This is a genomic window from Pseudomonas sp. PB101, from assembly GCF_009764265.1.
In the GTDB taxonomy this organism is placed as follows: domain Bacteria; phylum Pseudomonadota; class Gammaproteobacteria; order Pseudomonadales; family Pseudomonadaceae; genus Aquipseudomonas.
In genome coordinates this window covers 32,823-56,780 of the sequence record NZ_RWIR01000007.1, presented here as the reverse complement: position 1 = coordinate 56,780, position 23,958 = coordinate 32,823, and the positions used below count along the sequence as shown (strand labels likewise).

22 protein-coding genes and 4 tRNA genes are annotated in these 23,958 nt (G+C 60.0%); 14 read left to right on the top strand and 12 right to left on the bottom strand.

Going from position 1 to position 23,958, the window contains the following annotated elements:
• Positions 1-59: 59 nt before the first annotated feature.
• Positions 60-1,082, bottom strand: a complete 1,023-nt coding sequence (locus EI969_RS01675; protein WP_150716705.1) for an outer membrane protein assembly factor BamD — start codon at positions 1,080-1,082, stop codon at positions 60-62.
• A gap of 151 nt (positions 1,083-1,233) precedes the next feature.
• On the opposite strand from EI969_RS01675, the gene rluD reads away from it, so the two are divergent.
• The 7 genes from rluD to EI969_RS01640 all read left to right on the top strand — a co-directional run bounded on the left by rluD (position 1,234) and on the right by EI969_RS01640 (position 6,328).
• Positions 1,234-2,196 carry a 23S rRNA pseudouridine(1911/1915/1917) synthase RluD gene (gene rluD, locus EI969_RS01670; protein ID WP_008052092.1) on the top strand — a complete coding sequence of 321 codons (963 nt, stop codon included), beginning with the start codon at positions 1,234-1,236 and terminating at the stop codon, positions 2,194-2,196.
• Entirely contained in the window at positions 2,193-2,918 is a 726-nt protein-coding gene (gene pgeF, locus EI969_RS01665; protein WP_160385650.1) for a peptidoglycan editing factor PgeF, read from the top strand. The genes rluD and pgeF overlap by 4 nt, the downstream gene beginning before the upstream one ends.
• Positions 2,919-3,048: 130 nt before the next feature.
• A complete protein-coding gene (gene clpB / locus EI969_RS01660; RefSeq protein ID WP_160385649.1) occupies positions 3,049-5,613 on the top strand; it encodes an ATP-dependent chaperone ClpB in 2,565 nt (854 codons plus the stop codon).
• A gap of 300 nt (positions 5,614-5,913) precedes the next feature.
• Positions 5,914-5,989: transfer RNA gene (locus EI969_RS01655), tRNA-Asn, on the top strand.
• A gap of 9 nt (positions 5,990-5,998) precedes the next feature.
• Positions 5,999-6,075 (top strand) — tRNA-Pro (locus tag EI969_RS01650).
• A 5-nt stretch (positions 6,076-6,080) separates the two neighbouring features.
• A tRNA-Lys gene (locus EI969_RS01645) sits at positions 6,081-6,156 on the top strand.
• Between the two features lie 95 nt (positions 6,157-6,251).
• Positions 6,252-6,328, top strand: a tRNA-Pro gene (locus EI969_RS01640).
• Between the two features lie 184 nt (positions 6,329-6,512).
• On the opposite strand, the gene EI969_RS01635 is transcribed toward EI969_RS01640, so the two are convergent.
• The 4 genes from EI969_RS01635 to EI969_RS01620 are packed head-to-tail and all read right to left on the bottom strand — an operon-like array spanning position 6,513 to position 9,249.
• A complete protein-coding gene (locus tag EI969_RS01635) occupies positions 6,513-7,811 on the bottom strand; it encodes an NAD(P)/FAD-dependent oxidoreductase (protein WP_160385648.1) in 1,299 nt (432 codons plus the stop codon).
• Positions 7,812-7,871: 60 nt separating this feature from the next.
• The gene (locus EI969_RS01630; RefSeq protein WP_085718464.1) at positions 7,872-8,045 is read right to left on the bottom strand and encodes a DUF3094 domain-containing protein; all 174 of its coding nucleotides are present in this window, start codon (positions 8,043-8,045) and stop codon (positions 7,872-7,874) included.
• 53 nt (positions 8,046-8,098) lie between these two features.
• A complete protein-coding gene (locus EI969_RS01625) occupies positions 8,099-8,626 on the bottom strand; it encodes an MOSC domain-containing protein (protein ID WP_160385647.1) in 528 nt (175 codons plus the stop codon).
• Entirely contained in the window at positions 8,623-9,249 is a 627-nt protein-coding gene (locus EI969_RS01620) for a DUF1780 domain-containing protein (RefSeq protein WP_007970534.1), read from the bottom strand. Before EI969_RS01620 ends, EI969_RS01625 begins: the two co-directional genes overlap by 4 nt.
• Positions 9,250-9,457: 208 nt before the next feature.
• Between EI969_RS01620 and EI969_RS01615 the strand changes: the two genes are divergently transcribed.
• The 3 genes from EI969_RS01615 to EI969_RS01605 are packed head-to-tail and all read left to right on the top strand — an operon-like array spanning position 9,458 to position 13,310.
• On the top strand, positions 9,458-10,801 hold the full coding sequence (locus EI969_RS01615) for an aromatic acid/H+ symport family MFS transporter (RefSeq protein WP_150754961.1): 1,344 nt from the start codon (positions 9,458-9,460) through the stop codon (positions 10,799-10,801).
• Between the two features lie 3 nt (positions 10,802-10,804).
• Complete coding sequence (locus tag EI969_RS01610; RefSeq protein WP_160385646.1) at positions 10,805-12,025, top strand: benzoate/H(+) symporter BenE family transporter; 1,221 nt, start codon at positions 10,805-10,807, stop codon at positions 12,023-12,025.
• Positions 12,026-12,041: 16 nt separating this feature from the next.
• Positions 12,042-13,310: an OprD family porin gene (locus tag EI969_RS01605; RefSeq protein ID WP_160385645.1), complete on the top strand. Its 1,269-nt coding sequence runs from the start codon at positions 12,042-12,044 to the stop codon at positions 13,308-13,310.
• Between the two features lie 9 nt (positions 13,311-13,319).
• Here the strand turns inward: EI969_RS01605 and EI969_RS01600 are convergent, their stop codons facing one another.
• Positions 13,320-13,562, bottom strand: coding sequence for a DUF2790 domain-containing protein (locus EI969_RS01600; RefSeq protein WP_160385644.1), 243 nt, complete (start codon positions 13,560-13,562; stop codon positions 13,320-13,322).
• A gap of 121 nt (positions 13,563-13,683) precedes the next feature.
• Here EI969_RS01600 and EI969_RS01595 point away from each other — a divergent pair, with 121 nt between their 5' ends.
• Complete coding sequence (locus EI969_RS01595; protein WP_160385643.1) at positions 13,684-14,616, top strand: LysR family transcriptional regulator; 933 nt, start codon at positions 13,684-13,686, stop codon at positions 14,614-14,616.
• Between the two features lie 71 nt (positions 14,617-14,687).
• Positions 14,688-15,377 (top strand): energy-coupling factor ABC transporter permease, encoded by a 690-nt coding sequence (locus tag EI969_RS01590; RefSeq protein ID WP_160385792.1) that lies wholly within the window; start codon positions 14,688-14,690, stop codon positions 15,375-15,377.
• A gap of 18 nt (positions 15,378-15,395) precedes the next feature.
• On the opposite strand, the gene yacG is transcribed toward EI969_RS01590, so the two are convergent.
• Genes yacG through EI969_RS01570 form a run of 4 tightly spaced genes read right to left on the bottom strand, consistent with a single transcriptional unit; the run spans position 15,396 to position 18,304 of the window.
• Entirely contained in the window at positions 15,396-15,596 is a 201-nt protein-coding gene (gene yacG / locus EI969_RS01585; RefSeq protein WP_008022439.1) for a DNA gyrase inhibitor YacG, read from the bottom strand.
• Positions 15,593-16,216: a dephospho-CoA kinase gene (coaE, locus tag EI969_RS01580; protein WP_160385642.1), complete on the bottom strand. Its 624-nt coding sequence runs from the start codon at positions 16,214-16,216 to the stop codon at positions 15,593-15,595. The genes yacG and coaE overlap by 4 nt, the downstream gene beginning before the upstream one ends.
• The gene (locus EI969_RS01575) at positions 16,213-17,085 is read right to left on the bottom strand and encodes an A24 family peptidase (RefSeq protein WP_160385641.1); all 873 of its coding nucleotides are present in this window, start codon (positions 17,083-17,085) and stop codon (positions 16,213-16,215) included. The genes coaE and EI969_RS01575 overlap by 4 nt, the downstream gene beginning before the upstream one ends.
• 1 nt (position 17,086) lies before the next feature.
• Positions 17,087-18,304 carry a type II secretion system F family protein gene (locus EI969_RS01570; RefSeq protein ID WP_160385640.1) on the bottom strand — a complete coding sequence of 406 codons (1,218 nt, stop codon included), beginning with the start codon at positions 18,302-18,304 and terminating at the stop codon, positions 17,087-17,089.
• A gap of 227 nt (positions 18,305-18,531) precedes the next feature.
• Here EI969_RS01570 and EI969_RS01565 point away from each other — a divergent pair, with 227 nt between their 5' ends.
• Both EI969_RS01565 and EI969_RS01560 read left to right on the top strand, forming a co-directional pair.
• Positions 18,532-18,945, top strand: a complete 414-nt coding sequence (locus tag EI969_RS01565) for a pilin (RefSeq protein WP_160385639.1) — start codon at positions 18,532-18,534, stop codon at positions 18,943-18,945.
• Between the two features lie 309 nt (positions 18,946-19,254).
• Positions 19,255-19,611, top strand: a complete 357-nt coding sequence (locus tag EI969_RS01560) for a BON domain-containing protein (RefSeq protein WP_160385638.1) — start codon at positions 19,255-19,257, stop codon at positions 19,609-19,611.
• Between the two features lie 242 nt (positions 19,612-19,853).
• On the opposite strand, the gene EI969_RS01555 is transcribed toward EI969_RS01560, so the two are convergent.
• Together EI969_RS01555 and EI969_RS01550 are read right to left on the bottom strand one after the other, a co-directional pair.
• Positions 19,854-22,811: a DUF748 domain-containing protein gene (locus EI969_RS01555; protein ID WP_160385637.1), complete on the bottom strand. Its 2,958-nt coding sequence runs from the start codon at positions 22,809-22,811 to the stop codon at positions 19,854-19,856.
• A gap of 93 nt (positions 22,812-22,904) precedes the next feature.
• The gene (locus tag EI969_RS01550) at positions 22,905-23,921 is read right to left on the bottom strand and encodes a class I SAM-dependent rRNA methyltransferase (protein WP_160385636.1); all 1,017 of its coding nucleotides are present in this window, start codon (positions 23,919-23,921) and stop codon (positions 22,905-22,907) included.
• Positions 23,922-23,958: the final 37 nt, after the last annotated feature.

Here is a 23,958-nt window from a genome sequence, read left to right as displayed (position 1 = left end):
GTTAACGTTGACGTCCATCGCGAGCAAGCTCGCTCCTACAAGTTTCCCTTTTTGCACAGTCAGTCGAACACGCCGAAGGTCATGTAGCTGAACCAAGAACGGTCGCTGTTGTTGCCTTCCGCTTCGTGATTCTCTTCTTCGATCACGTCACCGTTGCCGTCTTTAGGCTTCAGCTCGCTCGGGATCGCGTCCTTGGCGTCCTGGAACTGCTTCTGTACGTCCTGGTTGGCGCGGGTTTCACCCGGTGGCAGCGGCGGACGGGACTCGATCAGGCCCAGGGTCGCCTTGCTCAGCCACGAACGGTTGTCGGCTTCGGCCACGGTTGGTACGAATTGACCGTCGACCAGCGTCGGGTGGTTCGGGTAGTTGAGCTTCAGGGTTTCCAGGCTGGTGGCAGCCAGTTCGTCCAGGTGCAGGCGCTGGTAGGCCTCGGTCATCACCGCCAGGCCGTCGCCGACCGAAGGGGTTTCCTGGAAGTTTTCCACCACGTAGCGACCGCGGTTCGCCGCGGCGACATAGGCCTGACGGGTCAGGTAGTAGTCGGCCACGTGAATTTCGTAGGCCGCCAGCAGGTTGCGCAGATAAATCATGCGCTGCTTGGCGTCCGGCGCGTAGCGGCTGTTCGGGAAGCGGCTGGTCAGCTGGGCGAACTCGTTATAGGAGTCGCGGGCGGCGCCCGGGTCACGCTTGGTCATGTCCAGCGGCAGGAAACGCGCCAGCAGGCCGACGTCCTGGTCGAAAGAAGTCAGGCCCTTGAGGTAGTAGGCGTAATCGACGTTCGGATGCTGTGGGTGCAGGCGAATGAAGCGCTCCGCAGCGGACTTGGCCGCTTCTGGCTCGGTGTTCTTGTAGTTGGCGTAGATCAGCTCGAGTTGCGCTTGATCAGCGTAGCGACCGAACGGATAACGCGACTCCAGAGCCTTCAGCTTGGCGATGGCGCTGGTGTAGCTACTGTTGTCCAGGTCCTTTTGAGCCTCTTGGTAGAGCTCGACTTCGCTAAGGTTTTCGTCTACGACTTCCTTCGATGAGCAAGCAGCGGTCAATGCGAGGATGGCGATCAGCAGCAGGTGTTTCACTTGCATGGCGGCTTGCGTCCCTATGACGGCCGCTGTCTTGGGCGTGGCCGTCCTGTTATGATGAGCGCCCCGTTGAATAGCCTCGGGGCAAAAGACGCCGTATTTAACCACAAGCGCGCAGCCGAAACCAAAGGCTGTGCCGACGCCTAGTCTGAGCATGTCCGATAAAATTGAACTTCGCGCAGAGGTGCCGTCCGAATTGGGCGGCCAACGCCTCGATCAAGTCGCCGCACAATTATTCGCTGAGCACTCGCGCTCGCGCCTTTCCGCCTGGATCAAAGACGGCCGCCTGACTGTGGATGGGGCGGTTATCCGCCCGCGAGACATCGTCCATGGCGGCGCCATCCTTGAGTTGACCGCCGAGCAGGAAGCTCAGGGTGAATGGGTCGCTCAAGACATTGCCCTGGACATCGTCTACGAAGACGACGACATCCTGGTGATCAACAAGCCTGCGGGCCTGGTGGTGCACCCGGCTGCCGGTCATGCCGACGGCACCTTGCTCAACGCCTTGCTGCACCACGTGCCGGACATCATCAATGTGCCCCGCGCAGGTATCGTGCATCGCCTGGACAAGGACACCACCGGTCTGATGGTGGTGGCCAAGACCATTCAAGCGCAGACGCAGCTGGTTACACAGTTGCAGAGCCGCAGCGTCAGCCGGATCTACGAGTGCATCGTGATCGGTGTGGTGACAGCCGGTGGCAAGATCAACGCGCCGATCGGTCGCCACGGCCAACAGCGCCAGCGCATGGCCGTGATGGAAGGTGGCAAGCAAGCCGTCAGCCATTACCGCGTGCTCGAGCGCTTCCGCTCCCACACTCACGTGCGGGTGAAGCTGGAAACCGGCCGTACGCACCAGATTCGCGTGCACATGGCGCACATCAACTACCCGTTGGTCGGAGATCCTGCCTACGGCGGTCGTTTCCGTATTCCGCCGGCCGCCAACCCGACCATGGTCGAGTCGCTGAAGAACTTCCCGCGTCAGGCGCTGCATGCGCGTTTCCTGGAGCTGGATCATCCGACGACCGGTCAGCGCATGAGCTGGGAATCGCCGTTGCCGGAAGACTTCGTCTGGCTGCTGACCCTGCTCAAGCAAGACCGTGAGGCGTTCATTGGATGAGTGACTGGCTGATTCCTGACTGGCCCGCGCCGGACGGGGTCAAAGCCTGCGTCACCACCCGTGCGGGCGGCGTCAGTCTGGCGCCGTTCGACAGCCTCAACCTCGGCGTTCACGTCGACGACAGCGCTGAAGCGGTCGCCGAAAATCGCCGTCGCCTTACCGATCACTTTTCCATTCAGCCAGCCTGGCTGCAGCAGGTCCACGGCATTGTCGTGGCCCATGCCGATCCAGGCCGGGTGGATACAGCTGATGCCAGCTGGACATCAACGCCGGGCATCGCCTGCGCGGCGATGACTGCCGATTGCCTGCCTGCGCTGTTTTGCGACCGTGCCGGCACTCGTGTCGCGGCGGCCCATGCCGGTTGGCGCGGGCTGGCGGCGGGTGTGCTGGAAGCCACCCTCGACAGTCTGGCGGTGCCACCTGCCGAGGTACTGGTCTGGCTCGGCCCGGCCATCGGCCCGCAAGCCTTTGAAGTCGGCCCGGAAGTGCGCGAAACCTTCGTGCAGCAGTTGCCGCAAGCGGCCGAGGCCTTTGTACCGAGTCAAAACCCCGGCAAGTTCATGGCCGACATCTATAAGCTGGCGCGTCTGCGTCTGGCGGCTCGCGGAGTCACCGCTGTCTACGGTGGCGGTTTCTGCACCGTGACCGATCCTCGTTTCTTTTCCTATCGCCGTGCGTCCCGCACCGGTCGATTCGCCTCCCTGATCTGGCTCGCCCGCTAAGCTTCCCTGACCTGCATCAACATCAAGACGCTTGAAACTCCCAGAATCGACCGCATCTATAACGGTATCTGGCAGGTTTCTTCATTCAGGATGTTTTATAGGTCCGGCCTGCTCAAAAGGAAGGTGACCCATGCGTATAGACCGTTTAACCAGCAAATTGCAGTTAGCGTTGTCCGATGCCCAATCCCTGGCTGTCGGCCACGATCATCCGGCCATCGAGCCAGCGCACTTGATGCAAGCCTTGCTCGAACAGCAGGGCGGTTCGATCAAGCCCCTGCTGATGCAGGTAGGCTTCGACGTCAACAGCCTGCGTAAAGAGCTGACCAAAGAGCTCGACCAGCTGCCGAAAATCCAGAACCCCACCGGCGACGTGAACATGTCGCAGGATCTGGCGCGCCTGCTCAATCAGGCCGACCGCCTGGCCCAGCAGAAGGGCGATCAGTTCATTTCCAGTGAGCTGGTGCTGCTCGCCGCCATGGACGAGAACAGCAAGCTCGGCAAGCTGTTGCTCGGCCAGGGCGTGAGCAAGAAAGCCCTGGAAAACGCAATCAACAACCTGCGTGGTGGCGAGGCCGTCAACGACCCGAACCACGAGGAAGCCCGGCAAGCGCTGGATAAATACACCGTCGACCTGACCAAGCGCGCCGAAGACGGCAAGCTCGATCCGGTGATCGGCCGTGACGACGAAATTCGCCGCACGATTCAGGTGCTGCAGCGTCGCACCAAGAACAACCCGGTGCTGATCGGTGAGCCTGGCGTGGGTAAAACCGCCATCGCCGAAGGCCTGGCCCAGCGCATCATCAATGGCGAAGTGCCGGACGGCCTCAAGGGCAAGCGCCTGTTGTCCCTGGACATGGGGGCGCTGATCGCCGGTGCCAAGTACCGCGGTGAGTTCGAAGAGCGCCTGAAATCCCTGCTCAATGAGCTGTCGAAGCAGGAAGGGCAGATCATTCTGTTCATCGACGAACTGCACACCATGGTTGGCGCCGGTAAAGGCGAAGGCTCGATGGATGCCGGCAACATGCTCAAGCCGGCCCTGGCCCGTGGTGAGTTGCATTGCGTCGGTGCGACCACGCTCAACGAGTATCGCCAATATATAGAGAAGGACGCTGCTCTCGAGCGTCGCTTCCAGAAAGTACTGGTGGATGAACCGAGCGAAGAAGACACCATCGCCATCCTGCGTGGCCTGAAAGAGCGCTACGAGGTTCACCACAAGGTGGCGATCACCGACGGTGCGATCATTGCCGCAGCCAAGCTCAGCCATCGCTACATTACCGACCGTCAGTTGCCGGACAAGGCCATCGACTTGATCGACGAGGCCGCCAGCCGCATCCGCATGGAGATCGACTCCAAGCCGGAAGTGCTCGACCGTCTGGAGCGTCGCCTGATTCAGCTGAAGGTGGAATCCCAGGCGCTGAAGAAAGAAAGCGACGACGCGGCGAAAAAGCGTCTGGAAAAATTGCAGGAAGAAATCGCTCGTCATGAGCGTGAGTACTCCGATCTCGAAGAAATCTGGAACTCGGAAAAAGCCGAAGTCCAGGGTTCTGCGCAGATTCAGCAGAAAATCGAACAGTCTCGTCAGGAGCTGGAAGCAGCCCGCCGTAAAGGCGACCTGAACCGCATGGCCGAATTGCAGTACGGGGTCATCCCGGACCTGGAGCGAAGCCTGCAAATGGTCGACCAGCATGGCAAAAGCGAGAACCAGTTGCTGCGCAGCAAGGTGACTGAAGAAGAGATCGCCGAAGTCGTGTCGAAGTGGACCGGTATTCCCGTGTCGAAGATGCTCGAAGGCGAGCGTGAAAAACTGATGAAGATGGAAAGCCTGTTGCACCAGCGTGTGATTGGCCAGGATGAAGCGGTGGTCGCGGTTTCCAACGCGGTACGACGTTCCCGTGCCGGGTTGTCCGACCCTAACCGGCCGAGTGGTTCGTTCATGTTCCTCGGCCCGACCGGTGTCGGTAAAACCGAGCTGTGCAAGGCGTTGGCCGAATTCCTCTTTGATACCGAAGAGGCGATGGTGCGGATCGACATGTCCGAGTTCATGGAGAAACATTCCGTGGCTCGATTGATCGGTGCGCCACCAGGCTACGTGGGCTATGAAGAGGGCGGTTACCTGACCGAGGCCGTGCGTCGCAAGCCGTACTCGGTGATCCTGATGGACGAAGTCGAGAAGGCACACCCGGATGTGTTCAACATCTTGCTGCAAGTGCTCGAGGACGGCCGACTGACCGACAGCCATGGCCGCACGGTGGACTTCAAGAACACCGTGATTGTCATGACCTCCAACCTGGGGTCGGTGCAGATCCAGGAGTTGGTCGGTGACCGTGAGGCGCAGCGTGCAGCGGTGATGGATGCGATTTCCAGTCACTTCCGGCCGGAGTTCATCAACCGGGTCGACGAAGTGGTGATCTTCGAGCCGTTGGCGCGGGATCAGATTGCCGGTATTACCGAGATCCAGCTGGGTCGTCTGCGCAGCCGCCTGACCGAGCGGGAGCTGAAGCTTGATCTCAGCCCTGAAGCGATGGACAAGCTGATCGCGGTCGGTTACGACCCGGTATACGGCGCACGGCCGCTCAAACGAGCGATCCAGCGCTGGATCGAGAACCCGCTGGCGCAGTTGATCCTGTCCGGACGCTTCATGCCGGGCGATACGGCCCATGGCGTGGTGGAGAACGACGAAATCGTCTTCGTCTGATCCATAACGGCGGCAAAATCGAAAAGGCCTCGCATCGCGAGGCCTTTTTTTCGTTAGGCTGTTGAACTCAAAGGAAAAGGCTTGTAAAGTGCGCCCCGCAGTCAGTCACCCACCAGGGTTTCCGCTTCCCAGGCAGGAATCCAAAATAAGTTGCAAATCATTAACTTGAAAGCAATTTAGGGGGTTGACAGAGGTGCTGAAGATTGTAGAATAGCGCGCCTCAGACACACGAACGCAGCGATGCGAACGGGTCGAAGAGAACGCAGTAAAGCTTCAAAGTTGTAAATTGAAATGTGTAGTTCCGTGATAGCTCAGTCGGTAGAGCAAATGACTGTTAATCATTGGGTCCCAGGTTCGAGTCCTGGTCACGGAGCCAATTTCAAACCGGGGTATAGCGCAGTCCGGTAGCGCGCCTGCTTTGGGAGCAGGATGTCAGGAGTTCGAATCCCCTTACCCCGACCATTTTTGGGTCGTTAGCTCAGTTGGTAGAGCAGTTGGCTTTTAACCAATTGGTCGTAGGTTCGAATCCCACACGACCCACCATTTTTGAAACCAGTTAGCGCTGGAATCGAATCTTAAGATCAGAGGCCAAAAGCGCTGATCGAAGAAGGCGCCTTTCAAAGGTGCCTTTTTTTTACCGGGGTATAGCGCAGTCCGGTAGCGCGCCTGCTTTGGGAGCAGGATGTCAGGAGTTCGAATCCCCTTACCCCGACCATATTAAAAATCCTCGTATCGAAAGATACGGGGATTTTTTTTGTCCGCGAAAAACGCGAAAACATGCATGAACGCCATTGAAACCTGTGGGAGCGTGGCTTGCCCGCGATGGCGTCGGGCCAGTCGACATCTTTGTTGACTGACATACCGCAATCGCTGGCAGGCCAGCTCCCACATGGTTTGCTTTAGTGCAGCTTGAGGCGTGGCTCGGTGCCACGGCCGATCTTGCTGCCCAGCATCAGCATCGCCGTGCGGAACGGCCCGTACAGCGCCATCTGGTGCATACGGTACAGCGACACATAGAACATCCGCGCCAGCCAGCCTTCGAGCATCACGCTGCCGGTGAGGTTGCCCATCAAGTTACCCACAGCCGAAAAACGCGACAGCGAGATCAGCGAGCCGTAATCGGTGTACTTGTACTCCGGCAGCGCCTTGCCTTCGATGCGCAGTTTCAGCGATTTGGCCAGCAACGATGCCTGTTGATGCGCAGCCTGGGCACGTGGCGGCACGTTGCGGTCGCTGCCCGGTTGCGGGCAGGCGGCGCAGTCACCGAAGGCGAAGATGTTCTCGTCACGGGTGGTTTGCAGGGTCGGCAGCACTTGCAGCTGATTGATGCGGTTGGTTTCCAGGCCATCGATGTCCTTGAGGAAACCCGGTGCGCGAATCCCCGCGGCCCAGACTTTCAGGCTGGCGTTGATCACTTTGCCGTCGGCGGTGATCAGGCTTTCGGCCGTCACTTCGCTGACCGCAGCATTGGTCATGACGTTGACCCCGAGTTTTTCCAGGGTTTTATGCACAGGCCCGCCAATCCGCTCCGGCAGCGCCGGCAGGACGCGTGGTCCGGCCTCGATCAGAGTGATGTGCATGTTTTCCGGTTTGATCCGGTCCAGGCCATAGGCTGCCAGTTCATGGGCGGCGTTGTGCAGTTCGGCGGCCAGTTCGACCCCGGTGGCACCGGCGCCGACGATGGCCACGCTGATTTGTTCGACGGCGTCGGACTGGCCCGCGTGCGCGCGCAAATAGTGATTGAGCAGTTGCTGGTGGAAGCGCTCGGCCTGTTTGCGGGTGTCGAGAAACAGGCAGTGCTGCGCCGCGCCCTGGGTGCCGAAATCGTTGGTGGTACTGCCGACGGAGATCACCAGCGAGTCGTAAGGCACTTCGCGGGCCGGCACCAGTTCCAGACCGGCTTCATCATAGGTGGCGGCCAGCTGGATTTTTTTCTTCGCGCGATCGAGCCCGCTCATGCGCCCCAGCTGGAACTCGAAGTGGTTCCATTTGGCTTGGGCGACATAGTTGAGTTCATCTTCGGAAGAGTTCAGGGAACCGGCCGCCACTTCGTGCAGCAACGGTTTCCAGATGTGGGTCAGGTTGGCGTCGACCAGCATCACGCTGGCGGTGCCGCGCTTGCCCAGGGTCTTACCCAGACGGGTAGCCAACTCCAGACCGCCGGCGCCGCCGCCGACAATGACAATACGATGGGACATGGGGATAACTCGCAAGGCTAAAGGAAATCGGTACGGTTACCCAAGCGAGCGCAAGGCAGCTCATAGCGTCAGGTAACTGATAAGTCGGCTCAGCAGGCCAAGACCAATGGTCACTGCCAATACCAGAACAAGGAGCATCCACGGCCGGAAAGGTCGGCGCTCAACCTGGTGCTGGGATAAATGCAGGTACTCTTCGACATGCTTCTGGTCGTCGGGGTTCAGGCGGCTGGTCATATTGGGCCTCGTCAGGGGTAGACGTTGCTTGATGTGTAGAAGCTACAGTGTTTTTACCCGGGGTTGAACGCAGCATAGCCGCTGTCCGGTATGGGTTCGACGCTGACGATATCGTCCAGGCGAATGATTCCACTTTGTAACACCCGGGCGGTGATTCCGCCATGGCCGCGCACGGCCTGAAAGGTCCCGGGGCCGAGGTTGGTTTCCAGGCGTGCACAAGGCTGGCACCAGCCGGTGGTTTCGAACGTTGCCTGGCCAATGCGGAAACGGCGGCCCTTGAGGCTGAACAGATTGATGCCACTGATAACGAGATTGCGCCGCAGATCTTCAGGCCGCACCGGCTGATCCTGCGCTCGCCCCATCAATGAGCTGATCACGGCCAGGTGCTCCCACTGAATCAGCGTCACCTGTCGCGCGTTGCGCACGCCGGGGCGGGCATGGTCGCCGGTCAGGCCGGCCTCCAGGCGCGCTTCCACGGCATCGAGTTCAAGCATCTGCGAGCGTGATTGCGGGCGCACACCGATCCAGCGCACGCGACCTTGTTGCGGCACCTCGGCGATCAGCTCCTGCAGCGGGCTCACAAACTGATCCCGACATCAAAAACAATGCTGCGCCCCAGGTTGCTGCGCAGGAAGTCCGGTGCATCCGGGTGGGCGAACAGCACGCGGGCGAAGGTCGGCCCGACCAGTGACAGCGAACGCCAGCCCTGGCGCAGGTATTCGGTCGGCGGCGGGAAATGGCTGTTGAGGTCCAGCACTTCGCGTTTGAGGCTGGCGAAGGCAATGATGTCCAGCTCACCCAGGTCCATGCCGCGCTCTTTGTAGTTGTGCGCTTTTTTGCGCAAGGTCGGCGCCAATCGCAGCAAGAATTCGTTGGCCGGGATGCGTCGTGGCTTGGCTTCGCGGCGCACCAGTTGGCTCAGGGAAAACGCGCTGCGGCGGCGTTGCAGCTCGTCACGCCATTCATCGTTGAGGCGCCGGCCCTCGTCGAGCACGAAAAACACCTCGAAGCTGGCGTCACGAAACAGCACGTCCGGCGGCTCCCCGGCGGGGGCGAACTCATCTGCACGGTAGGGGATGTTCAAGCCTTGCAGCAGGCGCTGGCAGACCCAACGCTCGCGCTCCCATTTGCGGGCATTGGACAGGAATGCGTTGGCTTGCTCGGCCGCGATGGTCAGCAGGCGTAAGTAATCTGAGTCATCCATAGGCCCAAGCTTAGCGTTCAAATGTGATCGCAAAGAAGACAATTTTGTCGCAGAGGCTCAAAGCCTCCTGTTCCAGGGCCCTGCACAAAACGGATAGTGATCTGCGCTGACTGGCTATTGCCACGCATCGGGCGGCTCTACCCTCGGCTGTACGGACGTAAGCCGTGTTACCGCCGCTCTAATAAAACAACAACAAGAGAAAGATGCCATGCGCAAGATCGACGTACATGAGGTCATCGACAACGCTCGTTTCAACCGCTTTCACTGGATGGTGCTGTTCTGGTGCGCCTTGATCATTATCTTCGACGGTTACGATCTGGTGATCTACGGCGTGGTTTTGCCGATGCTGATGAAAGAGTGGGGGCTCAGTCCCCTGCAAGCGGGTGCATTGGGCAGTTATGCACTGTTCGGCATGATGTTCGGCGCGCTGTTCTTCGGTCCGCTGTCGGACAGAATCGGCCGCAAGAAGGCCATCACGATCTGTGTGATGCTCTTCAGTGGCTTCACCGTGCTCAACGGTTTCGCCCGCAACCCCACGGAGTTCGGACTGTGTCGTTTCATTGCCGGGCTCGGCATTGGCGGCGTGATGCCTAACGTCGTGGCGCTGATGAACGAGTACGCGCCGAAAAAAATCCGCAGCACGCTGGTCGCGATCATGTTCAGTGGTTATTCGGTGGGCGGCATGTTGTCCGCCGGACTGGGCATTGTGCTGATCCCGAGTTTCGGCTGGCAGTCGGTGTTTTACGTGGCGGTCCTGCCGTTGCTGTTGTTGCCGCTGATCATGTATTTCCTGCCCGAATCGGTGGGTTTCATGTTGCGTCAGGGGCGTAATGAAGAGGCGCGCAACATTCTTCAGCGCATCGATCCGGCCTACGTCGCGCAATCCTCTGATCAATTGCACATGGCCGAAGTGAAAGGCACGGGCACCCCGGTGTTGCAGTTGTTCCGTGAAGGCCGCGCGCTGCGCACGCTGATGCTGTGGCTGGCGTTTTTCTGCTGCCTGTTGATGGTGTACGCGCTGAGCTCCTGGCTGCCGAAACTGATGGCCAACGCCGGTTACAGCCTGGGTTCGAGCCTGTCGTTCCTGCTGGTGTTGAACTTCGGGGCGATCTTCGGCGCGGTCGGTGGCGGGGTGTTGGGCGACAAACTCAATCTGCCGCGGGTGCTGTCGGTGTTTTTCGCCATGGCGGCGGTGTCTATCACCCTGTTGGGCTTCAACAGCCCGATGCCGGTGTTGTACCTGCTGATCGCGATTGCGGGTGCCACCACCATTGGCTCGCAGATTCTCTTGTACGCCTGCGCCGCGCAGTTCTACTCCATGACGATTCGTTCGACCGGCCTGGGCTGGGCCTCGGGCATCGGGCGCAACGGGGCCATCGTCGGTCCGCTGCTGGGTGGTGCCTTGCTCGGGATCAGCCTGCCCCTGCAACTGAACTTCATGGCGTTTGCCTTGCCCGGCGCGGTGGCGGCCCTGGCCATGACCGTGTTCGCCATCAGCAGCCGACGCAGCGCTGCTGGCGTCAACCCGGCTTTGTCAGCGACCGGTGCCTGAATCATGAAAGCGTTTTTCCAGGACTTCTCGTTGTCAGCCGCCGTGGCTGGATTCATCGCCACGGTGATTTCCTACGCCGGCCCGTTGGTGATCATTTTTCAGGCGGCAGAAGCGGCACATCTTTCGCGGGAAGTGTTGTCGTCCTGGATCTGGGCGATCTCTATCGGTAGCGCGGTGCTCGGGATCGGTTTGAGCCTGCGCTACCGCGTTCCGGTGATCATCGCCTGGTCGGCGCCGGGCTCGGCGTTGCTGGTGACGCTGTTGCCGGACATCTCCATGGCAGAGGCGGTGGGGGCTTATCTGGTCAGCAGCCTGATCATTTTCGTGGTCGGCATCTCGGGGGCTTTCGACCGGATCATCAGCAAACTGCCTGCAGCCATCGCGGCGGCGATGCTGGCGGGGATCCTGTTCAGTTTCGGCACCGGGTTGTTCGTGTCGATGCAACGCAAGCCGCTGTTGGTGCTGGCGATGTTTGCCACGTACCTGGTCTGCAAGCGTGTAATGCCGCGTTATGCAGTGATGATGGTGCTGTTGGTGGGCTGTTCGATTGCCGCGTTCACCGGTGACTTGCATCGTGAAGCGCTGGTGATCGGCCTGGCCACGCCGGTGTGGATCACCCCCGAGTTCAGCCTGGGCGCGATCCTGAACATCGCCTTGCCGCTGGTGATGGTGGCGCTGACCGGTCAGTTCGTGCCCGGTATGGCGGTGCTGCGGGCCAGTGGATATCCAACGCCGGCGAGCCCGATCATCGCCAGCAGCGCGCTGGGCACGGCATTGCTGGCGCCGTTCGGGTGCCATGGACTGAATCTGGCGGCGATCACCGCGGCGATCTGCACCGGTCGCGAATCCCACGAAGATCCTGGCAAACGCTACGTAGCCGGGGTGGTCGGCGGTCTGTGCTACCTGCTGTTGGGGATCTTCGGCGCCACGCTGGTCTCGCTGTTTTCTGCGTTCCCCAAAGAGTTGATCGCGGCGCTGGCCGGCCTTGCCTTGTTCGCCGCCATTGCCGGCGCGTTAACGGGCGCGATGGCGGTGCCGAGTGATCGTGAAGCCGCGCTGGTGACCTTTCTGGTCACGGCTTCGGGCATGTCGTTGTTCGGTTTGTCCGCGGCATTCTGGGGGCTGATTTTCGGCATGGTCACCCATGTGCTGTTGAGCGCCCGTCGTCCCGTTCTCCCTCGCAAATCCACTGCAACTGAAGTCCTTCAACCAGTCGATCAATAACAATAAGAGAAAAACGATGAAACAGATTCTCCCAACAACCGGTTCGGTGTTGTCCCTGGCTGTCGTCTCGAGTTTATCCACAGGCACGATGGCCGCTGAAAAAGGCTTTGTCGAAGACACCACCGCGACGTTGCAGGCGCGCAATTACTACTTCAGCCGCGACTATTCCGACATCGTCGGCGCCAACCAGCAATCGAAGGCGGAAGAGTGGGCCCAGGGTTTCATCCTCAACGTGAAGTCCGGTTACACCCAGGGCACCGTCGGGTTTGGGGTGGACGTCATCGGCTTGCTCGGCCTCAAGCTCGACAGCGCCCCGGACCGGACCAATACCGGGTTGCTGCCGGTGCAGGACGACGGCCGCGCGGCGGACAACTACAGTCGTCTGGAAGGCGCGTTGAAGATGCGCTACTCCAGAACCGAGCTGAAAGTCGGCGAGCTGCAACCCAATCTGCCGGTGTTGGCCTTCAGCGATATTCGCCTGTTGCCACCGAGCTATCAGGGCGCAAGCATCACCTCCAACGAGATCAATGGCCTGACGCTGCAGGGGGGGCACTTGAGTTCAACCAGTCTGCGCAACGAGGCTGGCGACGAAAAGATGCAAGCGATGCTGGGGCACGTGCCGCAGCGTCAGGTCAGCAGTGACGGTTTCAATTTTGCCGGCGCTGATTATGTCTTCAACGACAAGCGCAGCTCGGTCAGCGCCTGGTACGGGCAACTGGAAGATATCTACAACCAGCGTTTTCTGGGTTTGAAGCACAGTGAACCGGTGGGCGACTGGATCCTCGGTGCCAACCTCGGTTACTACGATTCGCGCGAGGACGGCAAGAAACTGCTGGGCAACATCGACAACCAGGCGTTCTTCTCGTTGCTGTCGGCCAAGCGTGGCGGCCATACGTTTTACGTCGGTTATCAGGGCATGTTCGGTGACAGTGCGTTCCCACGGGTGTTTGCCAACATATCGCCGCTGGGCAACGAAGTGCCGACCTATGAGTTCGCTTTCACCGATGAACGTTCCTGGCAGGCGCGCTACGACTACGACTTCGCAGCGCTCGGCGTACCGGGGCTGACCAGCACCGTGCGCTACATCAGCGGCAACAATGTCGATACCGGCAAGGGCTACGAAGGCAAGGATCGCGAGCGTGACCTGGACATCGGCTATGTGCTGCAGAGCGGCAGCCTCAAAGGCCTTGGCATCCGTGTGCGCAACGCGATGGCGCGTTCAAACTACCGCAGTGATATCGACGAGAACCGCTTGATCCTCAGCTACACGTGGACCTTGCTGTGAGCCCTTTGATCACAGGTTACTGGTGCAGTCACCGATGACGTTATAGGTCACGCGGTGGGTCTGGCCCTGATGATCGACATACTCCATGGTGGCCGGTACGACTCCACACGCGGTCGCCGTGTCCGATACCGAAACCACCTTGGCGATGTCCAGTGGCTGCGCCGGGTTGTACAGGACCGCGAGTGGCTCGTTGTCGGTGGCCATGGCCGAGGTGGCGATGACGGTCAGCAACAGGCTGATCAACGTTTTCATGTTGGCGTGTTCCGTGTCGGTTTCGATGTCTGAATTTTAGTCTTTGCCACCGGCGGATAAAGGGGCGAACGGCGGATGCAGCCTTACATGAAACGTAACAATCACCGCTCGAAGGAGGCTTATGGATTTGCTTAACAACTTGCGCGTGTTCATCCGGGTGGTTGACTGCGCCAGTTTCACCGGGGCTGCCGATGCACTGGATCTGTCGACCGCGCAGGTCTCCCGATTGGTGGCGGATCTGGAGGAACATGTACAGGCGCGCCTGCTGCAGCGCACCACGCGGCGCTTGAGCCTGACCGACGCCGGCGAGCGGTTCTTGCTGCGCAGCCGGGAAATCGTCGAAGCCACGGAGGAGGCAACGGCCGAAGCTCGTGGCGCCCATATCAATCCTGCGGGTCGGCTGCGGGTGCACAGCATGACCGGCCTCGGTGTGCTGCTCACGCCATTGATCGCCCGCTACAGCGAGCTTTATCCCGATGTGGTGTTCGAGCTGACCTTGTCGCAGCGCAATCCCGACCTGTTGGAGGAGGGGCACGATGTGGTGATTTCGATCGCTCCCGAACTGGCCGATTCGCAAATGGTTGCGCAGGCCATCGGGCAGATCTACAGCGTGCCCTGTGCCTCCCCGGCTTACTTGCACCGCCGGGGTGTGCCGCAGCAGCCGCTGGCGCTGGGCGATCATCAATGCCTGCGCATGCTCGACCCGCTGTACAGCGATCAATGGCTGTTCCAGGACCAGCACGGCGAACACGCCGTCAGCCCGGCCAAGACCTTTCAGTGCAATGTGGCCGAGTCGATGGTCAAGGCTTCGGAGGCGGGCATGGGCATCAGCCTGCTGCCGTTCTATACCGCGACGCGGCCCTTGAGGGATGGCACGTTGCTGCGCGTGTTACCTGAATGGCGCCTGCGCGAGCGCAATGTGTATGCGCTGTATCCTTCGCGACGCTTTCTCGATGCCAAGGTCCGCACCTGGGTGGACTTTCTCAAGTCTGAGCTACCGAAACTGTTCGCCGAACATGACGCGGTGATGAATGATCCGCGGCATTGGGCTTGAAGTCGAAGGGCAGACGAGCGGCGGTGTAGACTGAGTGTCTGTTGTTCTTCGCCTGGGAGGCGTGCGTAGCCATGATCGGTGCAGAGTTGCTGTCATCGCAAACCCTTGCGGTCGGCTGGCTGATCTATGTGCCGGTGTTGATCTGGGCGATCTGTCGCGCGCCGTGGGTTGAACTGTTCACCGACAGCCGTCGTCAGCATCTGCTGTTCGGGACGGTGTTTGCGCTGTTTCTGCTGTGGCTGGTGCGGCGCGACTTTGATACCGGCGTGTCTTATCACTTTATCGGCATGACGGCGGTCACCCTGTTGCTGGATTGGCCGCTGGCGCTGATGGGTGGCCTGGTGGCGCAATTGGGGCTGGTGCTGCTCGGCCGTCAGGACCTGGCGGCGGTCGGGGTCAATGGCGCGCTCTTGATAGCGCTGCCGGTGCTGGTCACCGAGTGCTGCGCGATTCTGGTGGAGCGTGCACAGCCACGAAATCCTTTTGTGTATATCTTCGTTTCCGGATTCTTTGCCGCCGCGCTGTCGGCGTTGCTGTGCCTGCTGCTGGCGCTGTGGTTGCTGTGGTTCGATGAGCGTTTCGAGATGCCGTATTGGCTGGAGGATTTTGTCGGTTATCTGTGGCTGATCATTTTTCCCGAGGCGTTCATCAACGGCATGGTCGTCAGCGCGCTGGTGGTGTTCTGCCCGGAATGGCTGGAGACGTTCAACCGCACCCGCTACCTCTCGGCCCCCTGGAAGGACGACGATCCCAAGTCTTGAAATCGTCGGCCCGGTGGATCAGTGGCGCGGATCGAAGTCGCCGCTGAACAATTCGTCCTCGGCATCGGGGGCCACTGGAATCTTGTGTTCTTCGGACGCCCAGGCGCCCAGGTCGATCAGTTTGCAGCGGTCGGAGCAGAAGGGCCGGAATTTGCTCTCGGCGGTCCATTCCACGGGGGCGCCACAGGTTGGGCATTCGACGGTTGTTGGTTGGCTCATGACTGGCCTCCACGCAAAGTAAGATAAAAGTGATGCAGGCGCTCAACCTCGCTGTGCAGCCAGGCAAGGTCGCGATCATTGACCACGACGTCGTCGGCATGGCTCACGCGATCCTGACGGCTGGACTGGGCCTTGAGGATCGCCTGGACTTGTTGCTCGCTGGTCTGGTCGCGCCGCAAGGTGCGTTCGATCTGGAGCTGCTCGGGGGCATCAATGACCAGCACTCGCTGAGTCATGGCGTACTGCCCGGATTCGATCAGCAATGGCGAAACCAGGATCGCATAGGGTGATTTTGCCAGCGCCAGGTGGTGGGCAATCTCCTCGCCGATCAGCGGATGCAGGAGGGCCTCCAGCCACAGGCGTTCTTCAGGCACCTCGAAGATCAACTTGCGCAGCGCGGCGCGGTCCAGTTGCCCGTCGGGTTGCAGTACGCCGGGGCCAAAATGTTGAGCAATTTGCGCCAGTGCCGGACGCCCCGGCTCCACCACCCAACGGGCAGCGTGATCGGCGTCGACCGCGTGCACACCAAGGTCGATGAAGTGTTGGGCGGCCGCGCTTTTGCCGCTGCCGATGCCGCCGGTCAGGCCGAGAATCCAGGGTTTTTCCACAGGGGTATTCATTTCAAACCGACAAACTGCCAATAGAGGTCGGTTATTTGACCACCCCAGAGCAAGGCAATCCAGCCGGCAATGGCCAGATAGGGACCGAAAGGGATCGGCGTCGAGGTTTTTGCATTGCGCCAGCGCAGCAGGATCAGCCCGATAATGGCACCTACCAGCGAGGACAGCAGGATGGTCAACGGCAAAATAGGCCAGCCACCCCAGGCGCCCAGCATTGCCAGCAGCTTGAAATCACCGTGACCCATACCGTCCTTGCCCGTGATCAGCTTGAACAGCCAGAACACCGACCACAGCACGCTGTAGCCGGCTATCGCCCCCCACAGCGCCTCGTGCAGCGATACGAACAAGCCGAAGCTGTTGGCGATCAACCCCAGCCACAGCAATGGCAGTACCAGCACGTCCGGCAGTATCTGATGTTCGGCGTCGATCAGGCTCATCGCCAGCAAACCCCAGCTCAGAACCAGCAGCAGGCAGGCCGGCCAACCGAAACCGAAGTGCCAGGCGACAAACGCGGACAATAGGCCACAGGCCAGTTCGGTCAACGGGTAGCGCGGGCTGATCGCCGTCGCACAGGCTGAACAGCGGCCGCGCAAAAATACATAACTGAGCAGCGGGATGTTTTCCCAGGCGCGGATCCGGTGACCGCAGTGCGGGCACTGGGAATGGGGCAGCAGCAGATTGTAGGTGGGCACCGGCGTTTCGCCAGGCAGCCCGAGAATGTCATGGGCCTGCACACGCCATTCGCGCTCGAGCATTTTCGGCAGGCGCCAGATCAGCACATTGAGGAAACTGCCGACCAGCAGACCGGTGATGCCTGCGAGAAGGACAAAGGCCAGCGGATAGTGAATCAGGATTTCATTCAAGGGCATGTCAGATCGCTGAGCCGAGTTGGAAGATGGGCAGGTACATGGCAACTACCAGTCCACCGACGATAACACCCAGAACCACCATGATGAACGGCTCCATCAGGCTGGTGAGGTTATCGACCATGTTATCGACGCCGTCTTCGTAGAACCCCGCGACTTTGTCGAGCATATTGTCCAGGGTGCCGGACTCTTCGCCGATGGCGGTCATTTGTATCGCCATGTTCGGGAAGACGCCGGAAGTACGCATGGCGAAGTTCAATTGCATGCCGGTCGACACATCCTGCCGGATACGCAGCACAGCGCGCTTGAACACGCTATTGCCGGTCGCGCCGGCCACTGATTCCAGGGCCTCCACCAACGGCACGCCGGCCGCGAAAGTAGTCGACAGTGTACGGGCGAACCGGGCCACGGCGGACTTGTACATCAACGTGCCCACCAGCGGCAGTTTCAGCAGCCAGGTGTCCATCCGGTCACGAAAGGCCGGGGATGTCGCGAGGGCGTGGCGCACCCCGAACACCAATGCGATCAGCGCACCAAGCACCGTCCACCACCAGGCCTGCATGAATTGCGACAGGCCGATGACCATCAGGGTAAAGGCCGGCAGTTCGGCGCCAAAGCCTTTGAACACCGACTCGAACTGCGGCACGACGTTGACCAGCAGAATCGCGGTGACAATCGCCGCAACAAAAACCACCACCAGCGGATAGGTCATGGCTTTCCTGATCCTGGACTTGAGTGATTCGCTTTTTTCCTTGTAGGTCGCGACCCGTTCCAAAAGGGTGTCGAGGGCCCCGGCCTGCTCGCCGGCATCCACCAGGTTGCAATACAGCTCATCGAAGTACCGGGGTTTCTTGCGCAGGGCGGTGGCGAAGCTGCTGCCCGCCGCGACTTCCTGTTTCAGTTCGTCCACCAGCGTGCGCATGGCAGGGTTGTCAAAGCCTTCGCCGATGATGTCGAACGACTGCAGCAACGGCACGCCGGCCTTCATCATCGTCGCCATTTGCCGGGTGAACAGGGCAATGTCCTGGGCCTTGATGCGCTTGCCCATGTTGAAAAGCGAATGGTTTTTTTTGCGTACCTTGCCGGGGCTGATGCCTTGCTTGCGCAGTTTCGCCTTGATCAGTGCCGGGTTCTGAGCGCTGAGCTCACCGGTTACCTTTGTGCCTTTGCGGTCAATCCCTTCCCATGCATACACACTGATTTTCGCTGCCTTGACCGCCATGTTCAGTCCTGGGTAATCCGGTTGAGTTGCTCTTATAGCCTAGTCAAACGACGGAGCCAAACCGGCAAGGTTGAGGTGACAAAAAGCGTCAGATAGTGCTGATCCTGATGGCGGGGAAGGGCTTCGCAGGCGCCACGGCCCCAGCCAGCAGGGAGTCTATGCCTTGGCACAGGCTGTGCTGCCATGGGGCAGGTCATGAGCCTTCGACTCATGCATGGAGCCTGTACATGAACAATCAAAGAGGTTTTACCCTGATCGAGTTGCTCGTCGTGGTGGCGATCATCGGGATCCTGGCAACACTGGGTCTGCCGATGTATTCCAAATACCAGGCTCGGGCCAAAGTCACGGCGGCACTGGCGGAGCTGACTGCAATGAAGGTGCCGTTCGAGGATGTGCTCAATCAGGGGGACACGCCGACAATTGCCAACGTGGCGCCGGCCGGCGAAGCGGCGACCACCCACTGCGGACTTGCCGTGACGGCTTCAACCCCGGCGGGAGGGGGATCGATCGCTTGCACGTTGCAGAATGCCCCGGGGGTGGTCCAGGGCAAAACCGTCACCCTGACACGGGATGAAGCCAAAGGCTGGTCGTGTAAAAGCACGGTATCCGATGATTACAGGCCTAAAGGCTGCACCGGTTAAACAGCAGGAATTGCAGGTTCAAGTCCCCGCCAATGCGGGGCTTTCCTGATTGTCGACCCGTCGTCAAATACCTCAGATAAAGCTCAGAAATTTCAGCATCTTAGGAACTTTCCATAAACCTGCAACTTGCATGCAGTGATTGTGCTTCTCGTGCATTTTGCATGATTTCGAAAATGGGCTAATTTTATAACTTGTTGATTTATAAGGTTTTAATTCTTGTTTCAAAGTTGGCACAGCGTTCGCAATATCCCTGGTAACCCTGCCGACATGACACCCGGCAGACTTTTCCGAAAAACAGGAGTTACTCGTATGAAGAAGTTCGCTATCACTGCCGCTGCTGCTACCGCGCTGACCCTGACCATGGCAAACGCGGCATTCGCCCAGACCACTCAAGCCACCCAGGCTCCAATGACCCTGGCGGCGGGTGAAATGACCAAGGCTGAAGAAGCTACTTCCGATACCTGGATCACCACCAAAGTCAAAAGTGACCTGATGACCGAAAAAGGCATTCCAGGCACCGATATCAAAGTCGAAACCAACAAAGGTGTTGTATCGCTGTCGTCCACCGTGGCGGTCACCGACGCGCAGAAATCCACCGCCGTCGCCATCACCAAGAAAATCAAAGGCGTCAAAGCGGTCTCCGCTGACGGCCTGAAAGCCGAGTAAGGCAAGGCTTCTCGCCTGGACCGGGAGAGGGCGCAACAGACGAGCCGAGTCATATGTCTGTTGCAACCTGAGTGTTCATGCGAACGGCCAAAAGGAGTTTGGCCACCACAGGCCCCGCGCATTTTTTGCCGGGGCCTGTTCTGTTTGCAGTGCTGCCACATTGGGTCGCGGCTGACTAATTGCAGCGTTTACGGGTGATCAGGTTCACGCCGGAATCAGGCCTGCCAGCAGCCGATGAATCATCACTCGGCATCCAGATGCATCGGAGTCACCACGCGGCCGTCACTTTCCGCTTCGCCCAGATTGGCGTCGATGAAGTACACCCGGTCATCTTCCAGCTGGGTCTTGTCGACCAGGTAGTCCTTGATGCTGCTGGCGCGTTCCTGGCCAAGTTGACGCAACAGCACGTCACTGGAACTCCAGAACTTGATCACCTCGGCACGCATTTTCGCGGTGCGCTCTTCCTTGCCCAGGTCTTTCCATTCGGCAAGGGGCTGGGTTTTCAGGCGGGTGCGGTAGATACCTTCGAGCAGCGGGCCTTTTTCTCCGTCCGGTACCTCCAGCAACGACGCCTGGGCCGGGACCTTGTCGCCCCGGCGCTGGAGCATTTTGTAGTAGTTGTACTGGTATTCGCGTTCCAGGCGCTGTTCGGCGATCAGCGGGCCATCGCTGCTCTGGGCGGCAGTACCTTCGATTTCCAGGCGCAGGGCCGGGCGCTCCTTGAGCGCCTTGGACAGTTTGTCCAGTGCGCCTTCGGCGTCCTTGCCCAAGTCGCTGGAGCCTGCAGCGAAAGAGACACTGCCCAGATCTTCCGAACCGCCACCGCTGACCAGCCCGCCAATGAGTTTGAACGGTGCCGCCGCAGCTTTGACGATCAGGTTGCGCAGGGTCTGCCAGACAATCGGCATGACGCTGAACTGCGGGTTGTTGAGGTCACCGGTGACCGGCAGTTCGATGGAAATCTTGCCATCAACGTCCTTGAGCAAGGCAATCGCCAGTTTCAGCGGCAGGCTCACGGCGTCCGGGCTGTCGACTTTTTCGCCCAGTTGCAGCTGCTCGACCACCACTTTGTTTTCAGCTTTGAGCTGACCCTTGGTGATCTGGTAATGCAGGTCGAGATTGAGTCGGCCCTTGCGGATACGGTAGCCGGCGAACTTGCCGGAGTAGGGCGTCAGCGTGGTCAGTTCCACGCGTTTGAAGCTGGTGGCGATGTCGAGGCTCGCCATCGGGTCGAACGGATTGACCGCGCCCTTGATGGTCACCGGCGCGTAACGATCGACCTTGCCCTTGACGTCGACACTGGCCGGTTTCGGTTTGCGGCTGTCGATGGTGCCGATCTGCCCGTTGAGCTGCTGGACGGCAGTCGCGAAGTTCGGCGTCAGGCTGAAGTCGGCGAAGTTGGCCGAACCATCATTGATGAAAATGCCGCCGATGTGGATGCCCAGCGGTTTTTCATTACTGGCCGGTTTGTTCGCTGCCGTTTTTGTCCCGGCGTCCGCCGGTTGTGGAACCAGCAGGTCATCGATGTTGGTGGTGCGATCATCGTTGATCATGAAACGCGCGTAGGGCTGAAACAGGTTGACCTTGTCGATCGACAGGCTGTCCCCGTGCTGATAGTTCAGGCCTTCGACCACGACCTGCTGCCACTTGAGGAAGTCGCGGGTTTTCAGGGTGTCCAGGGTATGCAACTGATCGACCTGGGCGCGGCCGGTGACACCGAATGCCAGGGGCTCGGTGCTTTTGAGGTCGACTGCCAGGTCGCTGCCGAGCATGCCGCTACGCAGTTCCAGGCGAATGAACGGCGTGATGTAGGACTGCGCAACTCTCAGGTCGATATCCCTGGTCTGGACCTTCAGCCGGGCGCTGACCGGGGCCAGGTTGACCTCGCCATCGGCCAGGATCTTGCCTTGCTTGCCCACGCCGGTATCGAGCTTCAGGGTAAAGGGTGAGCCATTGAGGCTGTCGAAATTCTGCAGGTCGAGGTTCAGCGGGGTCAGATCAAGTGCAACGGCGGGTTGTGCCTTGCGGTCAGCCAGATGCACCGTGTAATTGCGCAGCTGCACATCCTTGAGCAGCACCTGCCAGGGTTTGTCCGGTGCGGCCGGTTCAGGCTTCGGGGAGTCTGCGGCGGCCGGTGCGCTGGTCGGTTCGGCATCGGCCCGGGCTTTGGCAGCGGGTTTTGACGGTTGGCTGGCGAACAGTTTCTGCCAGTCGAGTTGGCCATCCGACTCCAGCGCGGCCCAGGTTTCCAGTTTGTTGCTGCGGATCTTGCCGACCACCACTTGCTGTCTCGCCAGGTCCACGGTGGTTTCGCTGACGTCCAGGCGCTCCAGCTTCACCAGCGGCCGGCAATCGGGGGCCTTGATCGAGAGGGGGGCGACGCTGACCGCTACATTGCTCAGCAGCAGTTCGGTTTCCTTGGCCAGGTTGAGCTTGTAGTCGGTGCTGATGCTCATCACGCCGTTTTCAAGGTCCAGGGGCACGGCATCGCGCACGTAGGGCCAAAAGGCTTTCATCTTGCCGTCAGTGATTTTCAGCTTACCTTCGGAGGCGATCGGGATCAGGCTGAAATTGCCGGTCCAGTCGATCTGTCCGCCGTTGGGGCCGATGGCCACCAAGGTCATGTCGGCGCTGTCTTCGGGCAGTGTGCTGAGGTTTTTCAGCTCGAAATCGAGTGTGTCGTAGAGAAACTCGATGGGCTCGCTGGGCCGGGCATCTTCAAAGTGCACGGCGCCGCCGGCCAGTTTGATCCGCTCGATGCGCAGCGGAAACGGCTTGGCATCCGGGTCGGCCGGTGTCGGCTCGCTCGCGGGCAGTGTGAACAGCCCCAGCAGGTTGAGCTTGCCGTCCTTGCTGAACAGGATCTCGGTCTTGGGCTTGTCCAGTTCGATATCGGACAGGTGCACCGCCTTGGTCCACAGACTGTCGAGTTGCAAGTTGGCGTACAGACGTTCGAAAGCGACCTGCTCCTTGCCGGGCTCGCCGATGTTCAGGTCCCAGAGGGTCAGTTCAAGGCTGAACGGATTGAACTCGATCCGCTGGATCGTGGCGGGGGTGGTGGCGTAGTTGGCCAGTTGCTGGTTGGCAACGCGCAACGCGACCCCCGGTAAAATCAGAAAGCCCAGCAAGCTGTAGAGGGCCAGAGCAGTCAACAAGGCGCCGATGGCGCGGATCAATCCTTTGTACATGTGCGGCTTCATCTGTCTGAATCGGAGTGCCTTGGAGTATGGCACGCGTTTCCGGTTCCGAAGTGATTGGCCTGTTGAGGATATTTCAGATTTATCCCACAGCGGTCAGAGTTGCAGAATCAGGGTTTTCAGCGGTGGTTGCTGATCCATCGACGGGAAGTCGGCGCCTGGTTTCATCACGGTCCACTCACGCACCGGCCGCCCGGCCTTCTCTGCACAACGCAACACCTGCTCGCGCCAGTCGTCCATGCTGACTTTCGCCAGGTTGTTGCAGCAGATCAGCACGCCGTTGTCGGCGGTGGTCAGCAAGGCCGGCTTGAGCAGGCTCTGGTAGTCGCGCAAGAGGTCTACTGTGCCGAATGCGCTCTTGGCCCAGGCCGGAGGGTCGAGCAGCACCAGATCGTACTGGCGCTGTTCCAGACGCTGATAGCTCGGCAGTTTTTGCCCGCGGCGCTGGCTGATCGGCAGGCCGGCCAGTTGGCGAATCGCCGGGAAGTAGTCGGACTGGATGAATTGCATGGTCGGCAACTGCGGGTTGAGTAAACCGTTCTCCCGACCGACCGCCAGGTTGCCTTCGGCGAAGTCCAGGTTGCAGACCTCGCGCGCTCCACCGGCAGCAGCACTGAGGCCGACGCCACAGGTGTAGGCGAACAGGTTCAGTACGCTTTTGTTCTTGCTGTGGTCCTTGACCCAGCCACGGGTGTTGCGCAGGTCGAGGAACAGCAACGGGTCTTGTCCGGCATGGCGGCCACGGACCCGATAGTTCAGGCCCCATTCGTGGCCGATCAGGTCTTGCAGGGCGGCTTCGTCGGCGCGGTAGACGATGTCTTCGCGATCGATGCGCGAATTGCCACGGGAGCGGTCGTTGTAGACCAGCAGGGTTTCAAGACCCAGGTGCTGATTGATCGCTTCGTGCAATTGCAGCAGCGTCTCGCGCTCCAGCGCCTGGTGGAAACTTTGCACCAGCAATTGCGGGCCGTAGCGGTCGATGGCCAGGCCACCGGCGCCTTCCTGGCTGCCATGGAACAGGCGATAGCAATCGGTACCTTGCTGGTGCAGTTCGGCGAGCAGGTCCTGGCGTTGATCGAGGGCGGCGCGCAGCGCCTGATTCAAGGAAGACATGCTGGGCGCCTTGCAGGAGAGAATTGGGCGCGGGAGT

Bases quoted from the DNA above. Each gene is read 5' to 3' on its own strand.
- EI969_RS01675 (WP_150716705.1), bottom strand. From the start codon at position 1,082: ATGCAAGTGAAACACCTGCTGCTGATCGCCATCCTCGCATTGACCGCT.
- rluD (WP_008052092.1), top strand. From the start codon at position 1,234: ATGTCCGATAAAATTGAACTTCGCGCAGAGGTGCCGTCCGAATTGGGC.
- pgeF (WP_160385650.1), top strand. From the start codon at position 2,193: ATGAGTGACTGGCTGATTCCTGACTGGCCCGCGCCGGACGGGGTCAAA.
- clpB (WP_160385649.1), top strand. From the start codon at position 3,049: ATGCGTATAGACCGTTTAACCAGCAAATTGCAGTTAGCGTTGTCCGAT.
- EI969_RS01635 (WP_160385648.1), bottom strand. From the start codon at position 7,811: ATGTCCCATCGTATTGTCATTGTCGGCGGCGGCGCCGGCGGTCTGGAG.
- EI969_RS01630 (WP_085718464.1), bottom strand. From the start codon at position 8,045: ATGACCAGCCGCCTGAACCCCGACGACCAGAAGCATGTCGAAGAGTAC.
- EI969_RS01620 (WP_007970534.1), bottom strand. From the start codon at position 9,249: ATGGATGACTCAGATTACTTACGCCTGCTGACCATCGCGGCCGAGCAA.
- EI969_RS01615 (WP_150754961.1), top strand. From the start codon at position 9,458: ATGCGCAAGATCGACGTACATGAGGTCATCGACAACGCTCGTTTCAAC.
- EI969_RS01610 (WP_160385646.1), top strand. From the start codon at position 10,805: ATGAAAGCGTTTTTCCAGGACTTCTCGTTGTCAGCCGCCGTGGCTGGA.
- EI969_RS01605 (WP_160385645.1), top strand. From the start codon at position 12,042: ATGAAACAGATTCTCCCAACAACCGGTTCGGTGTTGTCCCTGGCTGTC.
- EI969_RS01600 (WP_160385644.1), bottom strand. From the start codon at position 13,562: ATGAAAACGTTGATCAGCCTGTTGCTGACCGTCATCGCCACCTCGGCC.
- EI969_RS01595 (WP_160385643.1), top strand. From the start codon at position 13,684: ATGGATTTGCTTAACAACTTGCGCGTGTTCATCCGGGTGGTTGACTGC.
- EI969_RS01590 (WP_160385792.1), top strand. From the start codon at position 14,688: ATGATCGGTGCAGAGTTGCTGTCATCGCAAACCCTTGCGGTCGGCTGG.
- yacG (WP_008022439.1), bottom strand. From the start codon at position 15,596: ATGAGCCAACCAACAACCGTCGAATGCCCAACCTGTGGCGCCCCCGTG.
- coaE (WP_160385642.1), bottom strand. From the start codon at position 16,216: ATGAATACCCCTGTGGAAAAACCCTGGATTCTCGGCCTGACCGGCGGC.
- EI969_RS01575 (WP_160385641.1), bottom strand. From the start codon at position 17,085: ATGCCCTTGAATGAAATCCTGATTCACTATCCGCTGGCCTTTGTCCTT.
- EI969_RS01570 (WP_160385640.1), bottom strand. From the start codon at position 18,304: ATGGCGGTCAAGGCAGCGAAAATCAGTGTGTATGCATGGGAAGGGATT.
- EI969_RS01565 (WP_160385639.1), top strand. From the start codon at position 18,532: ATGAACAATCAAAGAGGTTTTACCCTGATCGAGTTGCTCGTCGTGGTG.
- EI969_RS01560 (WP_160385638.1), top strand. From the start codon at position 19,255: ATGAAGAAGTTCGCTATCACTGCCGCTGCTGCTACCGCGCTGACCCTG.
- EI969_RS01555 (WP_160385637.1), bottom strand. From the start codon at position 22,811: ATGAAGCCGCACATGTACAAAGGATTGATCCGCGCCATCGGCGCCTTG.
- EI969_RS01550 (WP_160385636.1), bottom strand. From the start codon at position 23,921: ATGTCTTCCTTGAATCAGGCGCTGCGCGCCGCCCTCGATCAACGCCAG.